Annotated in this window: 20 protein-coding genes; 11 read left to right on the top strand and 9 right to left on the bottom strand. The window is 60.8% G+C overall.

Features of this window, described 5'->3' with window-relative positions; translation table 11 throughout:
- Window positions 1-116 precede the first annotated feature (116 nt).
- Window positions 117-1,118, top strand: coding sequence for a class A beta-lactamase (gene bla / locus QD409_RS11445; protein WP_092845815.1), 1,002 nt, complete (start codon window positions 117-119; stop codon window positions 1,116-1,118).
- Window positions 1,119-1,201: 83 nt separating this feature from the next.
- On the opposite strand, the gene QD409_RS11440 is transcribed toward bla, so the two are convergent.
- The 4 genes from QD409_RS11440 to QD409_RS11425 all read right to left on the bottom strand — a co-directional run bounded on the left by QD409_RS11440 (window position 1,202) and on the right by QD409_RS11425 (window position 6,024).
- Complete coding sequence (locus QD409_RS11440; protein WP_092846016.1) at window positions 1,202-1,729, bottom strand: hypothetical protein; 528 nt, start codon at window positions 1,727-1,729, stop codon at window positions 1,202-1,204.
- 72 nt (window positions 1,730-1,801) lie between these two features.
- Window positions 1,802-3,280 (bottom strand): protein adenylyltransferase SelO, encoded by a 1,479-nt coding sequence (locus QD409_RS11435; protein ID WP_245297947.1) that lies wholly within the window; start codon window positions 3,278-3,280, stop codon window positions 1,802-1,804.
- Window positions 3,281-3,380: 100 nt separating this feature from the next.
- A complete protein-coding gene (locus QD409_RS11430) occupies window positions 3,381-3,908 on the bottom strand; it encodes a DUF1697 domain-containing protein (RefSeq protein WP_092845811.1) in 528 nt (175 codons plus the stop codon).
- Window positions 3,909-3,930: 22 nt separating this feature from the next.
- Window positions 3,931-6,024, bottom strand: a complete 2,094-nt coding sequence (locus tag QD409_RS11425) for a S9 family peptidase (protein WP_092845809.1) — start codon at window positions 6,022-6,024, stop codon at window positions 3,931-3,933.
- Window positions 6,025-6,312: 288 nt separating this feature from the next.
- On the opposite strand from QD409_RS11425, the gene QD409_RS11420 reads away from it, so the two are divergent.
- Entirely contained in the window at window positions 6,313-6,702 is a 390-nt protein-coding gene (locus QD409_RS11420; RefSeq protein WP_092845807.1) for a DUF930 domain-containing protein, read from the top strand.
- Between the two features lie 24 nt (window positions 6,703-6,726).
- Here QD409_RS11420 and QD409_RS11415 read toward each other — a convergent pair whose 3' ends face one another.
- Window positions 6,727-7,059 carry a chaperone modulator CbpM gene (locus QD409_RS11415; RefSeq protein ID WP_092845805.1) on the bottom strand — a complete coding sequence of 111 codons (333 nt, stop codon included), beginning with the start codon at window positions 7,057-7,059 and terminating at the stop codon, window positions 6,727-6,729.
- Window positions 7,060-7,062: 3 nt separating this feature from the next.
- Window positions 7,063-7,974 (bottom strand): DnaJ C-terminal domain-containing protein, encoded by a 912-nt coding sequence (locus tag QD409_RS11410; protein ID WP_092845803.1) that lies wholly within the window; start codon window positions 7,972-7,974, stop codon window positions 7,063-7,065.
- Window positions 7,975-8,236: 262 nt separating this feature from the next.
- On the opposite strand from QD409_RS11410, the gene QD409_RS11405 reads away from it, so the two are divergent.
- Window positions 8,237-9,028: a polysaccharide deacetylase family protein gene (locus QD409_RS11405; protein WP_092846014.1), complete on the top strand. Its 792-nt coding sequence runs from the start codon at window positions 8,237-8,239 to the stop codon at window positions 9,026-9,028.
- A gap of 13 nt (window positions 9,029-9,041) precedes the next feature.
- Here QD409_RS11405 and QD409_RS11400 read toward each other — a convergent pair whose 3' ends face one another.
- Complete coding sequence (locus QD409_RS11400; RefSeq protein ID WP_430762777.1) at window positions 9,042-10,211, bottom strand: AI-2E family transporter; 1,170 nt, start codon at window positions 10,209-10,211, stop codon at window positions 9,042-9,044.
- A gap of 99 nt (window positions 10,212-10,310) precedes the next feature.
- Window positions 10,311-11,177: a VOC family protein gene (locus QD409_RS11395; RefSeq protein WP_430762776.1), complete on the bottom strand. Its 867-nt coding sequence runs from the start codon at window positions 11,175-11,177 to the stop codon at window positions 10,311-10,313.
- A gap of 316 nt (window positions 11,178-11,493) precedes the next feature.
- Here QD409_RS11395 and trhA point away from each other — a divergent pair, with 316 nt between their 5' ends.
- Window positions 11,494-12,162, top strand: coding sequence for a PAQR family membrane homeostasis protein TrhA (gene trhA, locus QD409_RS11390; protein WP_430762775.1), 669 nt, complete (start codon window positions 11,494-11,496; stop codon window positions 12,160-12,162).
- Here trhA and QD409_RS11385 read toward each other — a convergent pair.
- Window positions 12,137-12,652: a hypothetical protein gene (locus tag QD409_RS11385; protein WP_430762774.1), complete on the bottom strand. Its 516-nt coding sequence runs from the start codon at window positions 12,650-12,652 to the stop codon at window positions 12,137-12,139. The genes trhA and QD409_RS11385 overlap by 26 nt on opposite strands.
- Window positions 12,653-13,034: 382 nt before the next feature.
- On the opposite strand from QD409_RS11385, the gene QD409_RS11380 reads away from it, so the two are divergent.
- Genes QD409_RS11380 through mnhG form a run of 7 tightly spaced genes read left to right on the top strand, consistent with a single transcriptional unit; the run spans window position 13,035 to window position 19,000 of the window.
- Window positions 13,035-15,428, top strand: a complete 2,394-nt coding sequence (locus tag QD409_RS11380; RefSeq protein ID WP_430762786.1) for a putative monovalent cation/H+ antiporter subunit A — start codon at window positions 13,035-13,037, stop codon at window positions 15,426-15,428.
- Window positions 15,425-15,844: a Na+/H+ antiporter subunit B gene (locus tag QD409_RS11375; protein ID WP_430762773.1), complete on the top strand. Its 420-nt coding sequence runs from the start codon at window positions 15,425-15,427 to the stop codon at window positions 15,842-15,844. The genes QD409_RS11380 and QD409_RS11375 overlap by 4 nt, the downstream gene beginning before the upstream one ends.
- Window positions 15,844-16,221: a Na+/H+ antiporter subunit C gene (locus QD409_RS11370; protein ID WP_430762772.1), complete on the top strand. Its 378-nt coding sequence runs from the start codon at window positions 15,844-15,846 to the stop codon at window positions 16,219-16,221. The genes QD409_RS11375 and QD409_RS11370 overlap by 1 nt, the downstream gene beginning before the upstream one ends.
- Window positions 16,222-16,225: 4 nt before the next feature.
- Window positions 16,226-17,791 (top strand): Na+/H+ antiporter subunit D, encoded by a 1,566-nt coding sequence (locus tag QD409_RS11365; protein WP_430762771.1) that lies wholly within the window; start codon window positions 16,226-16,228, stop codon window positions 17,789-17,791.
- Window positions 17,788-18,261 carry a Na+/H+ antiporter subunit E gene (locus QD409_RS11360; RefSeq protein WP_430762770.1) on the top strand — a complete coding sequence of 158 codons (474 nt, stop codon included), beginning with the start codon at window positions 17,788-17,790 and terminating at the stop codon, window positions 18,259-18,261. The genes QD409_RS11365 and QD409_RS11360 overlap by 4 nt, the downstream gene beginning before the upstream one ends.
- Window positions 18,258-18,635 (top strand): cation:proton antiporter, encoded by a 378-nt coding sequence (locus tag QD409_RS11355; protein ID WP_430762769.1) that lies wholly within the window; start codon window positions 18,258-18,260, stop codon window positions 18,633-18,635. The genes QD409_RS11360 and QD409_RS11355 overlap by 4 nt, the downstream gene beginning before the upstream one ends.
- Window positions 18,635-19,000: a monovalent cation/H(+) antiporter subunit G gene (gene mnhG / locus QD409_RS11350; protein WP_430762768.1), complete on the top strand. Its 366-nt coding sequence runs from the start codon at window positions 18,635-18,637 to the stop codon at window positions 18,998-19,000. Before QD409_RS11355 ends, mnhG begins: the two co-directional genes overlap by 1 nt.
- Window positions 19,001-19,020 lie beyond the last annotated feature (20 nt).

Here is a 19,020-nt window from a genome sequence, read left to right as displayed (position 1 = left end):
ATTGAAGTCACGGTCGACAAGACGGCATGAAATCCGATAGCAATCGGGCCGGTCGGAGGCTTGCCATATTCGTCGCATAGCCCACAATCTGCCCGATTCTGCTGGAGGCTTTTTGCATGCCCATATTGCTCACCCGTCGCCGCCTTGTGGCTGGCTCGGCGCTGCTGTTCCCCGCTCTGACGCTCGGTCCGGATGCGCTCTTCGCCCAGGGTGTCGCTACGTCGCCGCAGGCGCCGGCCACCCAGGACAATTCCGCAACGCCGGCCAACGGACAAGACATGGACGGCGATAACGGCGCACAGACGGACAATTCGCAGCTGACCGACGATGTCGACAAGCAGTTGGCGGGTCTGGAAAAGAAAACCGGCGGGCGACTTGGCGTCTCCGTCCTCGACACTGAAACCAATATTTCACTCGGCCATCGCCAGGAAGAGCGCTTCCCGCTGTGCAGCACCTACAAGGCTCTGGCAGCCGGCTTTGTCCTGGCGCGTGTCGATCAGGGTGTCGAAAAACTCGACCGCCGCGTCACCTATGGGAAAGAGGTGGTGGTTACCTATTCCCCGGAAACGGAAAAGCATGCCGGCACCGATGGCATGACCGTCGCCGAACTTTGCGGCGCCGCCATCACCCTGAGCGACAATACCGCCGGCAACCTGCTGCTCGAAAGCGTCGGCGGTCCTGCTGCGCTGACCTCCTGGCTGCGCGTCACCGGCGACACCGAAACCCGCCTCGATCGCAATGAGCCCGACGTCAATCAGGCGGTCAAGGACGATCTGCGCGACACGACGACGCCAGATGCGATGCTGGACACGATCGGGCTGCTGACGCTTGGCAACACGCTGTCAGAAACATCCAGGGATCAGCTGATCAATTGGCTGGTCGCCAACACCACCGGCAATAATCGTCTGCGCGCCGGCCTGCCGAAGGAATGGAAGGTCGGCGACAAGACCGGTACGGGCAATAATGGCTCCTATGCCGATATCGCGGTGATCTGGCCGCCCGAGCGTGGCCCCGTCCTTGTCACGACGTTCGTCGCGGAGGCAACCGCGCCTGCGAAGGATGTCGAAGCCGTCTTTGTCGAAGTCAGCAAGATCATTGTCCAAATGGTTGGTCAGTGACGAAATGCGGCCAGTAAAAACAAGAGGATACGATCGAGACGTGAATCAGGATCGTATCCTCTTCATGCAATCTGGCAATTTGCTCAGGCGATGGACAAGGCCGAGGATGCGCCGTCCGTTTCCTTCTCGTCGTCACCCTTGTTGTTGCCAGCGCCGAGCTTCTGCTTGATCTCGGCAGCGATCTGGTCGTTGATCGCCTTCTGGTCGTCGGTGGAGAGAGCGTTGAAGGATTCTTCCGTCAGGCTATGCGCCTGCAGATATTGCGCCCGGATTTTCTGGGCCGGCGTCATGTTCGCCCATTTGGCAAACTCGTCCAGAATGTCCTGATTGGACTGCTTGGTCGATGAGGTCGAACTGCTGCCGCTTGCGGCAGTCGAGCCATCCTGATCGTCGCTGGTGCCGGATGCTGACGCCCCGCCGATCTGGCTGAGCCAGAAGCCCGATGAAATGGAGGAGGGGACACCGCTCGTTGAGACCGATGGTCCCTGCGAATCGTCCTGCTGCTCGCTGTCGTCAGGCAGGCTAAAAGGCGAGCTGTCGTCGGAATTCTGATCCTGCTTGCTGCGTATCGGGGTGCTGAAATAATTGTGGGTGCCGTGGTGCACTTTCATCGTCATATCTCCCTATGGGTTGGGGAGACGATGACTCTGCAAGCCTGCCCGGGGCTTATGCGCCCAGCTTTCTCAAGTGCCGCAGAAGGTCTGCAATACCCTTTCCGCCGGCAAGGGCGGCTCGGCATAGGGCGCAAAGGCGGGCTGGTCTTCGTAGGGCTTGGCGAGCACCTTCAGCAGCGCTTCGAACAGGGAGAAATCGCCGTCCTCGACCGCAGCTTCGATTGCCTGTTCTATCCGGTGGTTGCGGGGAATGAACGCCGGATTGACCTTTCGCATCGTTTGCGCGCGCGCGGCAGGCTGCTGAGGATCGCGGGCGAGCCGCTCACGCCATTGCGCAAGCCAAGGCGTAATAGCTTGCGAATCCTGGAAGGTCGCGGCGAAATCGGTTGTGTTCTCGTCTGCCGCAAGATCGGCAAGGCGGCGGAAGGTGAGCGTGAAATCCGCACTTTGCTGCTGCATGATCGCCAGTAGCGACTGGATCAGATCGAGATCGCCTTCTTCCTCGCCGGCCAAGCCGATCTTGGCACGCATGCCGGAGAGCCAATGCGCCTGGAAGCGCTCGCCATAGGCCTTGATAACGATGTTTGCCAGCTCGATCGCCTTATCGACGGACGGATCGATCAACGGAATCAGCGTTTCGCCGAGGCGCGCGAGATTCCATTGGCCTATGGCCGGCTGGTTGGCATAGGCATAGCGGCCGTTGCGATCGATGGAAGAGAAGACCGTCGCCGGGTCGTAGGCGTCCATGAAGGCGCAGGGACCGAAGTCGATCGTCTCGCCCGACACGCTCATATTGTCGGTGTTCATCACGCCGTGGATGAAGCCGACATGCAACCAGCGCGCAATCAGCGCCGCCTGCCGCTCGGCCACGGCTTCCAGCAGCGCGAGATAGGGGTTCGCACGGTCTCTGATTTCGGGGTAGTGCCGGGCAATGACATGGTCAGCCAGCGTTTTTGTACTCTCCGTATCGCCGCGCGCGGCAAAGAATTGAAAGGTGCCGACGCGGATATGGCTGGCCGCCACGCGCGTAAAGATCGCGCCGGGAAGGACTTCCTCGCGATAGACGGGCTCCCCGGTGGTCACTGCCGCCAGCGCCCGCGTCGTCGGGATGCCGAGGGCATACATCGCCTCGCTGACAATGTATTCGCGTAATACCGGCCCGAGCGCGGCACGCCCGTCGCCGCGGCGGGAAAATGGAGTGGGGCCAGAGCCCTTGAGCTGGATGTCGCGGCGCCTGCCGTTGCGATCCTTCACTTCGCCGAGAAGGATCGCGCGGCCATCGCCGAGCTGCGGCACGAAATTGCCGAACTGGTGACCGGCATAGGCCATTGCGATCGGTTGCGATCCCGGCAGAAGCTGGTTTCCCGAAAAGATAGCCGCAGCATTCTGTCTCAACGCCTCGACATCGAGCCCAAGCTCGCGCGCCAGCGCCTCGTTGAACTTGATGAGCTGCGGTGCCGCCACGGGTGTCGGCCTCTGGTCCGCAAAGAATTGCGGTGGCAGGCGCGCATAGCTGTTGTCGAACAGAACCGGAGGCGCCTGAAGCATCTGTGTTTCGGAAAGGAAAGAGCTCATGCCTCTAAAGTAGGACGCATGAAGAGGAGGTGCAAGCTGCGGATCGCAATCGATCGCGCCTCCGTCTCGTCGTCTAATCCCTGCGCTCCTCAAGCTCGCGTGCCATCTCCGCAAGCTTCCGTACCGTGTTGAGATTTCTCGATGTGCCTGCTTTCAGCGCCGGCAGCTTCAGTTTCGAGCGTCCGGAACCATCGGGGTAATGCACATAGATTTCTCGGCCGGCGATATGCACTTCTTCGCCGCCGGGCGCGACAAGCTTGTCCAGCGCATCCTTCGGCGGCGCATCCGGCAGGAAGCTGACGAGCAGATAGTTTGGCTTGGCATGCGGGAAGGGCGAATTATCAGCCACCCTATCCAAAGCCTCGCGGCTGCGCAGAATCACGCCGGGTGATGTGCCCATCTTGCGCGCCAGCGCCTGTTCGAGCCGCGCCTGCACCGTCGCCTCATCCCCTTCGGAGCGAAAGAGCACATTGCCGCTCTGGATATAGGTCATCACGTCCGTGAAGCCGATTTCCTCGCAGAGCGCCTTCAGCTTCGCCATCGGCAATGCGCCGGTGCCGCCGACATTGACGGCACGCAGCAGGGCTACAAAGACTGCCATCCGCTCCCTCCCGGCTCTCAGCCTACATCTTGCCCGCGACTTTGATGGCGAAGGAATATTCGAAGGCAACTTCCTCCAGGCGCTGGAAACGGCCGGACGCGCCGCCATGCCCGGCATCCATATTTGTTTTCAAGAGGATCGGCGCATCGCCCGTCGTCTTGTCGCGCAGCTTGGCAACCCACTTGGCCGGTTCCCAATAGGTGACTCGCGGGTCGGTGAGGCCCCCGAGCGCAAGAATGGGCGGGTAGGGCTTTTCGCCGACATTGTCGTAGGGGCTGTAGGCGGCGATCTGCTCGTATTCTTGCCTGCTGTCGATCGGGTTGCCCCATTCGGGCCATTCCGGCGGCGTCAGCGGCAGGGTGTCGTCGAGCATGGTGTTGAGCACGTCGACGAAGGGCACCGCGGCAATGACGCCCGCGAATTTCTCCGGCGCCATGTTGGCGATCGCACCCATTAGCATGCCGCCTGCCGAACCGCCCTCAGCGATGATCTTCGCGTAAGAGGTGAACTTCTCCTGATTCAGATAGTCGGCAGCCGCGATGAAGTCCTTGAACGTGTTGGTCTTCTTTTCCATCTTGCCGTCTTCGTACCAGGCAAAGCCCTTGTCCTTGCCGCCGCGGATATGGGCGATGGCGTAGACGAAACCGCGGTCCGCAAGCGACAGGCAGTTGGTGTTGAAACCGGCCGGAATGGTGATGCCATAGGCGCCGTAGCCATAGAGCAGGCACGGTGCCGAGCCGTCCAGAGGCGTGTCCTTGCGGTAAAGCAGCGTCACCGGCACCTTTTCGCCATCCCAGGCAGGCGCGAAGACGCGGCGGGTAACGTAATCGGCCGGATTGTGGCCTGAGGGCACTTCCTGCGTCTTCAAGAGGGTGCGCTCGCGCGTCGCCATATTGTAGTCGAAGAGCTGGCTCGGCGTCGTCATCGAGGAATAAGAGAAGCGGATGACGTCGGTATCGTATTCCGCAGCTCCCTGCAGACCGAGCGAATAGGCTTCTTCTTCGAAGGCAATGGAATGTTCCTCGCCGCTGCGGCGATCGCGGATGACGATGCGCGGCAGGCCGTCCTTGCGCTCCAGCCAGACGAGGTGGCGGGCATAGGCCATGTGGTTGAGGATCAGCGTGCCTGGCTTGTGGGCCACCACTTCGCTCCAGTTTTCCTTGCCCGGCTTGTTGGCCGGCGTCTCCATGATCTTGAAATCCTTGGCGTCGCCGTCGTTGGTGAGGATGTAGAAGACATCGCCGCCTTCGGTGAGCTCATACTCGATCCCCGTTTCGCGCACGGCCACGATCTTCGGTTCGGCGGTCAGGTCGGAGGTCGGGATGATGCGATATTCGCTGGTCTCGTGGTCGTGGATGTCGATGAAGATGTAGTCGTCGAGCAGCGAGCCGCCGACGCCCATGAAGAAGCCTGCATCTTCCTCTTCGTAGACGAGCCGGTCTTGCGATTGCGGCGTGCCGAGGATGTGATGGTAGATCTTGGACGGGCGATGGTTTTCGTCCTGCAGTGTGTAGAAGAAGCTCTTGCCGTCCGGTGCCCAGACGCCGCCGCCACCGGTGTTCTCGAGGACATCCGAAAGATCCTCGCCGGTTTCAAGGTTGCGGACCTTCAGCGTGAAATATTCGGAGCCCTTGTCGTCATAACCCCAGATACCGAGGCTGTGATCGGTGGAGTGGTCGAGGCCGGAAAGACGGAAATAGGACTTTCCTTGATTCTCCTTGTCGCCATTCAGCAGCAGCTTGCGCGCGCCGCCGTTGCGGGCTTCGCGAAAATAATGCGGCTGCTCGCCGCCGGTGACGAAAAGCGTGCCGTAGGCATAGGGGCCGTCCTTGACCGGCACCGAGCTGTCATCTTCCTTGATGCGGCCTTTCATCTCGCCGAAGAGAGCCTTCTGCAGGTCCTTCGTGTCGGCCATGGCGGCGTTCATATAGGTATTTTCAGCTTCCAGATGGGCGCGGATTTCCGGAGCCAGGATCGATGGATCCTTGAACATCGCCTGCCAGTTGTCGGCGCGCAGCCATGCATAATCGTCGCTGCGGCTGATGCCGTGACGCGTATCCGTAACGGGATGTTTCGGGGCGGCAGGCGGGGTGGGGAGGTTCTTGAATACAGACACGAGAGCGCTTTCTCTGGAGTGAAAGTCGGATGCAAAGAGAACAGAGAAATAGAGGGAGGCCGCATGAGGTTCAATAGGGAACTCTCCTCTCAAGTTTCATGCAAGTCGGATCAACTAGTGTTGATCGAACGGGCAGCTTGCGGGAAAGCCGATGGGGGAGCTGCCTTGATGAGACCACATTCTTTATCGAAGTCGATATACATTGCGTCGACATAAAGGCGGTCGAACCGCCATCCCTGATGGAATGGACGCAATCAATTCCAGAATAATGCAAAGGGACCGGTCTTGATGCTGAAACTCGTTGCCATCCTTATCCCATTGGCGGCTTTCGCTAACTCTGCTTTCGCGGTCGACCCGGCCATCAAGAAGCAATTGGAAAAGCTCGATCCGTCAGAGCGGATGGAACAGGCGTGTGACGCGGAGGCCATGAAGCGGATCGGCACGGACAAGACGGGTTTTAAGCCGGACAAAGTCATCGCCTACACATTCGGCGATCCCGCCATGAACCCGGATTCAATGAAGGCGCCAGGCGCCGTCTTCCGCAGCAAGGGCGACTGGTATCATCTTTCGTATGATTGCATCACCGGCCCAAAGCACATCCATGTCCGGGATCTGAGCTACCAGATCGGCGACAAAGTGCCGCGTGACGCATGGCAGGAGCACTATCTCTACGACTGAGCGATCCGGCGCTGCCGTGAGCCGCTAGCGTCGCCGTTGAACGTCGACGCGGCTGAGTTCTGACAGGATGTGCTGTTGCACGTCGGAAGGCTGCCGGCATACGGCCTCCGTGAGGTCACGCAGCGTTGCCCTCAGGCTGTGAAGCTGATCGACGAGATCCATGACCACATCGACGCCGGGCTCATTGACGCCCATGGCATTGCCGAGGTCGAGGATGAGCTGGCCGCGGGCAATGTCGGCCTCGCGGAAGTTCCGGCCTTGATCCGTCACTTCCGGCACCACCCAGCCCTGTGAGATCCAGATTTCCAGCACCGTGGTCTCGATTTCGAGGTGCAGTCGAAACTCTCTCTCGTTCATCGTTTATCCTCCCATGGTCTTTCTGGGATCTTGCGTCTTGCCGGCCTCCCATTCCGAGACGAAACGCGTGAGCTCTGGATCCGGCGCATCCGGCAGGACGATCTTCAGGGAGATATAGGCGTCGCCGTTTTCCTTGCCGCGAACCGGCACGCCCTTGCCCTTCAGCCGCAGCACCTTGCCGGTGTTGGAATTCGGCTGCAGCGTCACAGTGACATCGCCGGAGGGGGTGGGAACCCTGACCTTGCCGCCGAGCACCGCTTCCGCCAGCGAAATCGGCAGTTCCAGCCGGATGTCGTCGCCGTCGCGCGTATAGAAGCGATGCGGACGGACATGCACCGCAATCAGCGCATCGCCGGGCTTCCCGCCGTTAAAGCCTGGATCACCCTTGCCCTTCAGGCGAAGCGTCTGACCATCGCGCGTGCCGGGCGGAATTTGAACGTCCAGCGCTGGCCCCTCAGGCAGGCTGATCTGCTTCTTTGCGCCGTTGATGGCGTCGAGAAAATCGACCTCCATCGTGTAGTGACGATCTTGACCCTGCATCTGGGATTGGCCTCGGCTGCGCCGCGAGAAGAAGCTGGAAAATATGTCGTCGGCATCGCCGAAATCGGCAAAACCACCCGTATTCTGATAGGGGCCGCGCTGGCCTTCACGCGCCGCATAATCGCGATAGTAGCTGCGCGGCGCCTGCTCGGCACCGCTGCTATCGATCTCGCCGCGGTCGAACCGCGCACGCTTCTCCTCGTCGCCGAGGATGCCATAGGCGGCCGAAACTTCCTTGAACTTGTCCTCGGCCTGTTTGTCGCCGGGGTTGAGATCGGGGTGCAGCTTCTTGGCAAGTTTGCGATAGGCGCTTTGAATATCCTTTTGCGGGGCGTCCCGCTTTACGCCTAAGACTTCATACGGATCGCGACTCATACATGTCTCTCTTTAGGAGCACGGAAAAATATCCAGATAGTGTCACGGCCACTTCTTATCAATCGTAGCACAGACGCCGTCAGGGTGAAGCCCGGACTTTGCCGCTTTCCTGTCTGGCGTATTTGTGATGTGAAATGAGCACCGTCGTCGCCCGTTTGCCTTATTTCCGGCGGGTTGCCGGATGATGGCGAGCGTTGCGGCTGGGACGGTGATCGTCTCGCCCTCCAGATTTCGTTTGCTTGATTCACCCGGTGGCCTCCCGATGAAACGCCTGTTGCTGACATCCATGATCCTGCTTGCCGCACAGGCCGCCTTCGCCGCGCAGCCGGAGCAACCGCCGGCCGGCTGGCCACAGCTGCCGCCGAAGGCGCCGGCATCGACCGTCAAGCTCCTGGAACCGCACCTGCGCGTCAATCGAGCCGGCAAAGGCCCACCGCGCATTGCGCTCACTTTCGATGCCTGCATGGGCAAGACCGATCCGCGCATCTTGAGCACCCTGGTCGATCAGCGCATCCCGGCGACGATTTTCGTCACCGCGCGCTGGCTGCGCACCAATCCTGATGCGCTCGCCGTCTTCCTTGCTCATCCCGATCTTTTCGAGCTCGAAAATCACGGCCAGAACCATATTCCGGCCGTCGATATTCCAATCAAAGTCTATGGCATCGATGCTGCCGGTTCGCCGCAGGCGGTCGCCCAGGAGGTCAAGGGCGGCGCCGATGCGATGATCGCCGCAGGCATTCCGCAGCCGCGCTGGTTCCGTGGCGCGACCGCAAAATACAGCCCTTCGGCCATCGCCCAGATCCGCGGCATGGGCTATCGGATCGCCGGCTATTCGGTGAACGGTGACAGCGGCTCGCTTCTGCCGGCCAAGTTGGTGGAAAAGCAATATGCTTCCGCCAAGGACGGCGATGTCATCATTTCTCACATCAACCAGCCGACCCATGCCGCGGGCGAGGGGGTGGCTGCGAGCATTCTGGCGCTGAAGGCAAAGGGTGTGCAGTTCGTCCGCCTGCAGGATATCCCCGAAAAGGGTGATGGCGGCACGACGAACTGATGGTGTGAACCGCCTAGCCCGGCAGTTGCGGCTGAGCCTTCTCCTCGATGAAGAGTTCATCGATCACGGTCATCACGATTAGCGACAAAGGCAGCGCCAGCATGGCGCCGACGGCGCCCCACATCCATGTCCAGAAGATGATGGCGAGGAAGACGACAAAAGGATTGAGTTCCCATTGCCGGCCCATGACGGCAGGAAAGACCAGGTTCTCCACGGTCAGGTGCACGGCAAAGAACGCCACGGCGGGAGCTAAACCGAAGACGAGGTCCGAATGGGTGACGATGCCGGCGATCGCCAGCGCGATGGTCATGGTCGTGACGCCAAGGAATGGGATGAAGCTGGAAAGAAAGGCGAAGACGCCCCAGAGCACCGGCACGCTCATGCCGCCGACATAGGCAATCACCGTCATGGCGACGCCGATGCCTGCATAGATCAGCGAGGCCGTAGCGAAGTAAACGCCGAGCACCCTCTCCACCGCATTGATGATCCTGATCGCCGTCAGCCTCGAGGTCCTGTTGGAAAAGGCCATGATGATCGTTTTGCGCAGGCTGACCCTGCCGGCGAGAAACAATAGCAGTGCTGCAAAGAAGATCAGGATTTGCACGATGGCCGGCGTCAGGCTGTTGGACACCACATGCAGGACGTTGCCGCTGTTTTCCAGCAGGGTGCTGATCGACATCGGGCTGCCCTGAAACGTCTCCGGCGAAATATGCAGCCATTTGAACCGGTCGAGATAGGGCACCAGCCTATCGGAGGTTCGCTGGAAGAAATCAGGGGCCTCCTGAGCCAGCTTCGCGAGCGGCCCAGCGAGCGCATTGATGACGAGAAAGATCGTCAGCGCAACCGCGGACGACAAGAGAACGGCATTGAGAACGCGCGGCACGCCGAGCTTGCTGAGTTTCTCTGCCGCCAGGCCGAGGATCATGCCGACCACGACGGCCAGCGTCACTGGAATGAGGATCATCGACATTGCGGAGACGCCCATCAGCGCCAGACTGAGGAAGATGCCGATAGTCGCCCAGGACGTTGCGACATCGAGCTTGTCTCTCGTCGCATAGTCCATCATCTCTGAGGCGTCGGCGTCGTTGCGATATTCCTCAGAACTCGCGCGCCTCGCGCTACCGTCCGGCTCGGGCACCGCCGCTCCGCCAGGCCGCTTGCCGGCGATTTTGTCGCTCTCCATGCCCTCAAATCCTCGAAGGCAAGATTGCCTCACCACTCAAACGCGAAAGGCCCGTTCCGGTTCCGAAACGGGCCTTCAAAAGCGTGTCGAATGAGGATGTCAGGCGACCAGATTGAGGCCGATGCCCCAGGGGTCGCGCAGCGAAATGCCGCCATCGCGCTTTTCGGTCTTGATCGCGTGTTGATCGAGGGCCGCCACGGCCTTGTAGAGCGAGGCCTTGTCGTTGAAACGCAAGGTATAGTCCGAGAGACCCGTCATGTGTTCGGAGCGCACGCCGGCACCGCGGCTGTTCCATGTATTGGCGCCGAGATGGTGGTGATAGCCGCCGGTCGCAAGGAAGGTCGCTCCGGGATAGCGGGCAGCCATGACCTTCATGCCGAGAACATCGCGATAGAAAGCATTCGCTTCGGCGACGTCGCCGACCTGCAGATGGATGTGGCCGATCGCGGAGCCGTCGGCCATGCCGTCCCAGCGGTCCTGCGGGGCACTTTCATAGAGCTTCTGCAGATCGAGCCTGAGCGTTGCCATCTCCACCGTGCCGTCGTCGTGGAATGTCCATTCTTCATGCGGCCGGTCGGCATAGATCTCGATACCGTTACCCTCAGGGTCGGAAAGATAGATCGCTTCGCTGACGATATGATCCGAGGCACCCTCCAGCGCAACGTTGTTGTGTGCGGCATGACGGAGCCAGCGCGCGAGTTCGACACGGCTCGGCAACAGGAACGCGGTATGGAACAAGCCTGCTGCCGTCCGCGGCGCCCGAGCCGCTGCGCGATCCGTCGTCAGGGTCAGAAGCGGTTGGCCGGCAACGCCGAGGACTTCGCCGCTCGCCGTCTTCTCGATCACCTTCAGGCCGAGCATCTCCTGATAGAAGCGCGACACCAGCGGCAGATCGGTGACGACGAGGTGCGATTGGCCGACATAGGCAGGGCGGGTCAGTGCATAGGAGGGGGCAGTTTCGGTCATGGGGGTAATTCCAACCTTGAGAGTCTTGAAAAAGGCAACCGGCGTGGACGGCAAGCGAGCCGTCGGTGGCGGGCGGAAGGTTTTCGCCGGTTGATATGCCTCTTCGATATCCTCGACCCGCTGTACTTGATCAACTATATGGCGGATTTCGATTGTTCACAGAAGGCCAGAAATTGCGGATTGAGCGTTCGCTTGCTGTTGACGATATCCCTGGCGACGTTCACGAAGATTGATTGCAATGCCCGTTTCGCACAGTTGCTTCCACATTGGCGAGGTGCAAGGATCGAGCCGTCACGGAATTGGAACGTGCAGAGAAATGGCCGAATACCGAGGCATTCGCTGGGCTTACGATCGATATGAGGTGATCGCTGACGGCATCGTCAACGGCGTCGGAGTGGTCTTGGCGCTGATCGGCGCAACCGTACTGATCTTCTATGCGACCGTCTGGAGTTCTTATGGTGGGATTGCTGCCGCCTGGATCTACGGCGTCGGCCTGGTTCTCACGCTCGGAATGTCGTTCACCTATAATCTCTGGCCGGTGTCGCCGACGAAATGGTTCCTTCGGCGGTTCGATCATTCTTTCATCTACATTCTGATCGCCGCCACCTATACGCCGTTTCTCGAACGCGGTGCCGGGGATCCGCTGCTGTTTGCCATGCTGATAGCAGTCTGGGTTTTCGCCACCTTCGGCATCGTTTTGAAATGCCTGTTTCCGGGGCGTTACGATCGGCTGGCCATCCTGCTTTACCTTGCCATGGGTTGGAGCGGCATCATCGTGGCCAAGCCGGTCTCGATGTATATCCCGTTCACCTCGATGCTGCTGATCGTCATCGGCGGGGKGATCTATTCGCTCGGCGTCATCTTTCACGTATGGGAAAAGCTGCGCTTCCAGAACGCGATCTGGCACGGCTTCGTGGTCGCTGCCGCCGCCGTGCACTATTCGGCGGTGCTCACCTGTTTCAGCCTGTCTCCGGAAAGTTTTTGACCACCTGCGCCGTGGGAGTGCACTTCTTGGTCGGGCGCAAGCTGCGCACCAGACGCATGACGATGGCGTCATAGCGTTGCATGTCGGCCTTCGAATAGTCCATCTGGAAGAAGGCCGCTCCGCCGTTGCAGAGCGCCACGCCGCGCACATAGACGATGCGCCCCTGCTTGGTGCCGGAAAAGCTGATGCCGCGCGAGTTCGATTTGGAATAGGAAATCTTCCAGCCCTGATCCCGCGCGAGTGCGACGCGCACATTCGCTTCTTCCGTGAAGTCACCATTGGCGAGCGCCGTGCCGAAGACCTGTAGCATGGCGGATCGATCCGCCGGCGACAGGGAAAGGCGGTTGGCATCGCCGGAAGAGGCCGAGAGATGGAAATCCGACGGCAGCTCGATCGCATAGCCGAAGCCTGCATCGTCATAAGACCACCAGTCGGCAGCAAGCGCCGACGCGGGGCAAAGCAGCAGGAGGGCAATCAGGCGGGCGAGCATTGCGGTTTCCGGGAGGCGGGATCTGCAAACCGATCAAGAATAGCGCATTTTTCCGCAGAAATTCCATAGCGATTCTAGGAGTAGCTGAAAAATAGCTCAAATTCGTTACAGCTTCATTGCGAGCCATGCAGGATTGGACGATTTGCTGCCACGGCCAAGCGATCCGCGCAAGAGGCCCCGGCTCCGAAGTGGAGAAGCCGTCGTCCGTAAGGGCCTTGATGCCGATCCCGGCAACCTGGTGTTGTTCGGGCGGAAAACGATTTCAGTGGTTTAATCCCGGTTTTCGACCGTTTGCACTTGAGACAGCCCACCCTTTCGCCTATCCCTGCACCCTAGCTCCGGCCTTGCCGGATTCCGCATGATCGTTCAGCAGGGGGAAGGCATGGCCGGTGTCACGGGCCTGACATTCCTGGCTCTATGTCTGCCTTTCTTGGGTGCGTTGATCGCGCCCGTCGTCGTTCGGCGGTTGGGGCACTACGCCGCCTGGCTCCTGGCGCTGCTTCCCGGGCTAGCCTTTCTCCATTTTTCAGGATCTCTGCTCGATATTGCCTCGGGGCAAGTCGTCCAAGCCGGCTTTGATTGGGTGCCGAGCCTGGACTTGCGTTTCTCTTGGCTGCTCGACGGGCTGTCGCTCACCTTTGCACTGCTCGTCACCGGCATCGGCACCCTCATCATTCTCTACACCGGCGGCTACCTGAAGGGGCATGCGGATCTCGGACGCTTCTTCTCCTTCATCTTCCTCTTTATGGGCTCGATGCTCGGCCTAGTCGTGGCAGACAGTTTCCTCACGCTGTTCGTCTTCTGGGAGCTGACCTCCATCACCTCGTTCCTGCTGATTGGTTTCGATCATCGGCGTGAGGCGTCGCGCCGGGCGGCACTGCAGGCGCTGGTGGTTACCGGTGGAGGAGGGCTGCTGCTGCTGGCGGGCCTGTTGCTCATCTGGCAGATCACCGGCCTCGGCTCGATGTTCGAATTGCTGCACTCGGGCGACACCTTGCGGGCAAGCCCGCTCTATTTCACCGCGCTGATCCTTGTGCTTGGCGGCGCCTTCACCAAGTCGGCGCAGTTTCCGTTTCACTTCTGGCTGCCGAATGCCATGGAAGCACCGACCCCCGTCTCGGCCTACCTGCATTCCGCAACCATGGTGAAGGCCGGCGTCTATCTCCTGATGCGGCTCAACCCAGTCATGGGTGACACGGCTGCGTGGCAGACGATCCTTCCGATTTTCGGCGCCGTGACGCTGCTGGTCGGAACTCTGCTGGCGATCCGTCAGACCGATCTCAAGCTAAAGCTCGCCTACACGACCGTTTCCTCCCTTGGCCTGCTCGTGCTGCTCACCGGCTTCGGCACGGACTATGCCGTCGAAGCGGCGGTGCTCTATCTGGTGGCCCATTCGTTGTTCAAGGGCGCCCTGTTCATGGTCGCCGGCATCGTCGATCATGAGACGGGAACGCGCGACATCACGCGCCTGGGCGGGCTGCGCTCGGCCATGCCGCTCACCTTCGCCGCCGCCTTGATCGCCGCGATTTCGATGGGCGGCGTGCCGCCAGCCTTCGGCTTTCTTGCCAAGGAAGAGATATATGCCGCGCTGGCACAGGCATCGCCGGCTGCGATCATCCTGACCGTCGTCGCCGTGGCCGGCAATGTGCTGATGTTCGCCGTCGCCTTTGCCGTCGCGCTAAAACCCTTCGTCGGGCCGCTGACTGAGACGCCGCGCCACCCGCATGAGGCGCCGCCACTGCTCTGGCTCGGGCCGGCGCTGCTTGCGTTGCTCGGTCTCGCTTCGGCTTTGCTGTCGGGGCCGTGGCATGCCTATGTCTCTTCGCCGATGGCGAGCGCCGTCGGCGGCAAGGAGCTGCATATTTCGGCCTCGCTTGCTCCGCATATCGGTTTGCCCCTGGCGCTTTCGCTGGCAACCGCGCTCATTGGCATCCTTGTCTATTGGCAGCTTGATCGCGCTCGCTTCCTGATGTCGGTTATCTTGCGGCACTTAGGGCCGGGACCGGATCGCGGTTTCGATGGTTTCATCTCCGGACTGGTGCGGTTGTCGCATGCCATCTCGCGGATCCTGCAGCCGGGCCGCCTGGAAATCTATGTGGCGGTCAGCTTCCTCTGCCTTGCCGCGATGCTGCTGGTTCCCCTTGTCACCCATGGCGAATTGCCGGCAATCCCTGCCTGGCCGAATTTGCAATGGCATGAGGCGACCATTTTCCTCATCGCCATCATCGGGCTTGCCGCTGTCGTCATGGCGCGTGACCGGCTGACGGCCATTGTTTCGCTCGGTATCCAGGGCTTTGCCGTCGCCGTCATCTTCTTGCTGTTCGGCGCGCCAGATCTCTCCTTCACGCAGTTCATGGTCGAGACCCTTTCCGTCGTCATCCTGGCCATGGTGATGACGAGGCTGCGTCTTTCTCCGTCGGATCGTCGCCCGCCGCTGAAGATGGTCGCCCATGCCGCGCTGGCGATCGCCTGCGGCGTCGGCTTCGGCCTGCTCTTGCTGAAGGCGACGCAAGCGCCCTTCGATCTGACGCTGACCGCCTTCTTCAACCACTATTCGAAGCTGATCGCCCATGGCGACAACGTGGTCAACGTCATCATCGTCGACTTCCGCGGCACGGATACGCTCGGCGAGATTGCCGTCGTCGCCATGACCGGGCTTGCCATCCTGGCCCTGATCCGCATCCGTGCCGGCGGCGAGCGCAAACTCGCGACCAACGATCCCGAACTTGAGGAAAAGCCCGATCTTGAGGTGAGGATGGAGGCCGAGCGCTCATGAATACGCTGATCTTCCGCACTGCCGCGCCGTTTCTGACGGCACTGATGCTGCTCTTTTCCGTCTTCATTCTCCTGCGCGGCCATAACGAACCCGGCGGCGGCTTCATCGGCGGGCTGGTCGCCGCGTCAGCCTTCGCGATCTACGGCATCGCCTGCGGCGTGACGGCGGTGCGGCGCGCCATTGTCTTTCATCCATTGGCGATTGCCGGCTTCGGCCTGCTGGCGTCGACCCTTGCGGGTTTCCTGTCCGCCTTCTTCGGCGTGCCGTTCATGACCGGGCTGTGGGTCTATCCGCATCTGTTCGGCGTCGAAGTGGCGCTCTCCACGGTGATGCTCTTCGATATCGGCGTCTATCTGGTCGTCGTCGGCGCGATCACCTCGATTGCGCTTGCGCTCGAAGAGCGGGAGGTGGACTGATGGAGGTCGTTTTCGCCGCTCTGGTCGGCCTGTTCTTCGCCGCGGCGATCTATCTGATGCTGTCGAAGTTTTCGATCCGCATCATGCTCGGCATCGCCATCCTCGGCAACGCCGTCAATCTGCTGCTCTTTACGGCCGGTCGGATAACGCCCGAAGTGCCGCCCATCATTCCGCAAGGAGCGAGCACACTCGATCTGGCCGCAGCCAATCCGCTGCCGCAGGCGCTGATCCTGACTGCGATCGTCATTTCCTTCTCGTTCTTCGCCTTTCTGCTTGTCCTGACCTACCGGGCCTATCAGGATCTCAAGACGGACAATACCGGCGAGATGCTGGCAGCCGAACCGGACGAGCGGCCGCTGCCGCCCTTGGGGTACTGACAATATGGCCGGACCGACCGATATCCCCGTCGATCTCTCCGCTGCGTTGGTGGCAGCGCCTGTGCCGCTCGGGCATTGGCTGGTCATTCTGCCGGTCGCCCTGTGCGTCGGCCTCGGCGCTATTCTCCTGATGTTGCGCAACCGCACCGAATGGCATGCCTGGATCGCCATTCCTGGATTGATGTTCTTGGTGCTGGTCGATGCCGCCTTGCTTTATAGGGTTGCGGGCGATGGACCCGTGACGATGGTCATGGGCCGATGGCTGCCGCCTTTCGGCATTGCCTTCAGCATCGATCTTCTCGGCGCGGCCATGGCTCTGACGGCGGCGATCGTGGCGCTTGCCGCCGGCGTCTACGCACTCGCGGAGATCGGCACCAGCGGCCGCCGCTACGGCTTTTTCCCGTTCCTCATGTTGCTGCTTGCCGGCGTCAGCGGCGCCTTCCTGACGGGAGACATCTTCAACCTCTACGTCTGGTTCGAAGTGCTGCTGATTTCGTCTTTCGGTCTGCTGATCCTTGGCTCGGAGCGGGAGCAGATCGACGGCGGGTTGAAATATGCCGTGCTGAACCTCATCGCCACCACGCTCTTTCTCGTCTCCGTCGGCTATCTCTATGCCGTCTTCGGCACGCTCAACATGGCCGATATTGCCATGAAGGCGAGGGCAGGCGGCAGCACCGCGCCGATGATGACGCTGGCTGGCTTGTTCCTGCTTGCCTTCGGCATGAAGGCGGCTGCTTTCCCCGTCAATTTCTGGCTGCCGGCCTCCTATCATACGCCGCGGATCACCGTTTCGGCTCTGTTCGCGGGCCTGCTCACCAAGGTCGGCGTCTATGCGCTCATCAGGGTCTTGGTCATGTTGCTGCCGGTCGAACGCACGGAGCTTGGCCCGATGATAACGGTCGTTGCCATCGCCACCATGCTGGCCGGGGTGCTGGGCGCTCTCGGGTCGACCGACATCCGCCGCCTACTGGGCTATATCGTCATTTCCGGCATCGGAACGATGCTCGCAGGCGTCGCGCTCGGCGGTGCCGATGGCCTCAGCGGCGCGATCTTCTACGCATTGCACTCCATGGTGCTGATGACGGCTCTCTATCTGCTTGCCGGCCAGGCGGCCCAGCTCGGCGGCAGCTTTTCACTCGCTTCACTTGGTGGACTTTACCGGCGGAGCGGCTGGTTCGCCGGGCTCTCACTGGTGCTGTTCTTTGCGGCCAGCGGCCTGCCGCCCTTTTCCGGCTTCTGGCCCAAGGTAGTCCTGGTGAAGGCGGCGCTCGCGACAGGTGCCTGGTGGCTTGCCGCGGCGATCCTGTCGGCAGGTTTCCTGACCACGATCGCCTTCGGGCGGGTTTTCCTGCTGGCCTATTGGCGGCCCGCAGTCGATGAGGGGAATGCTCCTCCGGAGCCGATCAGGTGGCAGGCGGGCGTGCCGCTTATCGCGCTGACAATATTTGTCGTCGGCTTCGGTGTCTTTCCGGAGAGGCTTCTGCAGCTGACGCAGCTTGCCGCCGCCGGCCTCGAGCAGCCGTCCGCCTATCTGCATTCCGTCTTCCCGCAGGCAGGGGGCGCACAATGATCCTGTTGGTCTTCAACCTCCTGCTTGCCGTCGTCTGGGTCGCCATCACGGGCAGTGCTTCCTTCGTCAATCTGTTGTTTGGTTTCGTCCTTGCCGCGATCGCGCTTGCCGTCGTGCGGTCATCCTATGGCGGCGGGCTTTACCTCGGCCACACTCGCCGGATACTTGCCCTGCTATTGCTGTTCATATGCGAGCTTGCCAAGTCGGCCTGGGCGGTCGCCGTTGCCGTCATGAGCCCGAAAATGGACGTCAAACCCGGGATCTTTGCCTTCCCCTTGACGGTCGACCGCGATTTCGAAATCACGTTGCTCGCCAATCTGATCACGCTGACGCCGGGCACTTTGTCCGTCGACGTCTCCGACGATCGCAAGACCCTGTATGTCCATGCGCTCGATTGCTCCGACCCGGAAGCCATCAAACGAAGTATTGCTGATGGCTTCGAGCGCCGGATCATGGAGGCCTTCCGATGATCGCGGCATCCATCGTCTCCGCAGCAGCCATGGTAGCGCTCGGTATTCTCAGCCTTGCATTTCTGCTTACGGTCTATCGTGTGGTGGCAGGCCCGACATTGCCGGACCGGATTCTGGCACTCGATATGCTCGTGGCGATCGCGATCGGCTTCATCGCAGTCATCGCCATCAAGACCGGCTTCATGCTCTATATTGATATTGCCATTGCGCTCGGCCTCGTCGGCTTTCTCGCCACCGTCGCCTTCGCCAGATTCGTTCTCACTCAGGCGCAATCGGATGCCTCGAAGCAGCCCCCCGATGGAGGAGGCAAAGGAAGCGAATCGCTTCACAAGAAAACGCGCAAGCATGGCAGACGGCAGAAGGGGGGGCGGTAATGGATCTCGTTTGGGCTATCGTCGTGGCTGTCATTCTGTTGGCAGGCGCATTGTTCTCGCTTATTGCAGCCATCGGTATCGTCCGCTTGCCTGACCTTTACAGTCGCATGCATGCGGCATCGAAGGCCGGTACTGTCGGCTCTGGTCTGCTACTACTTGCAGTCGGTATTCATTCGCAGGATCTGTCGATCCTGGTGCGGGCGCTGGCCGGATTTGTCTTCTTTGTATTGACTGCTCCGATTGCAGCGCACCTTCTTGCACGCGCAGCGCACGAGGCTGGGTGTCGGTTGACGCCACCTTCGATCCGAGATGAACTACTAATGCAGGGGCGAATCGCGAAACGCGGGTATAGAAAGAGGGGCTAACAAACGCAGTGATTGAAGAA

It is taken from the genome of Rhizobium sp. BR 315, assembly GCF_050577975.1.
Taxonomy (GTDB): Bacteria; Pseudomonadota; Alphaproteobacteria; order Rhizobiales; family Rhizobiaceae; genus Rhizobium; species Rhizobium miluonense.
Note: the sequence above shows the minus strand (reverse complement) of the source record. Positions and strands in the feature narration are given on the sequence as shown.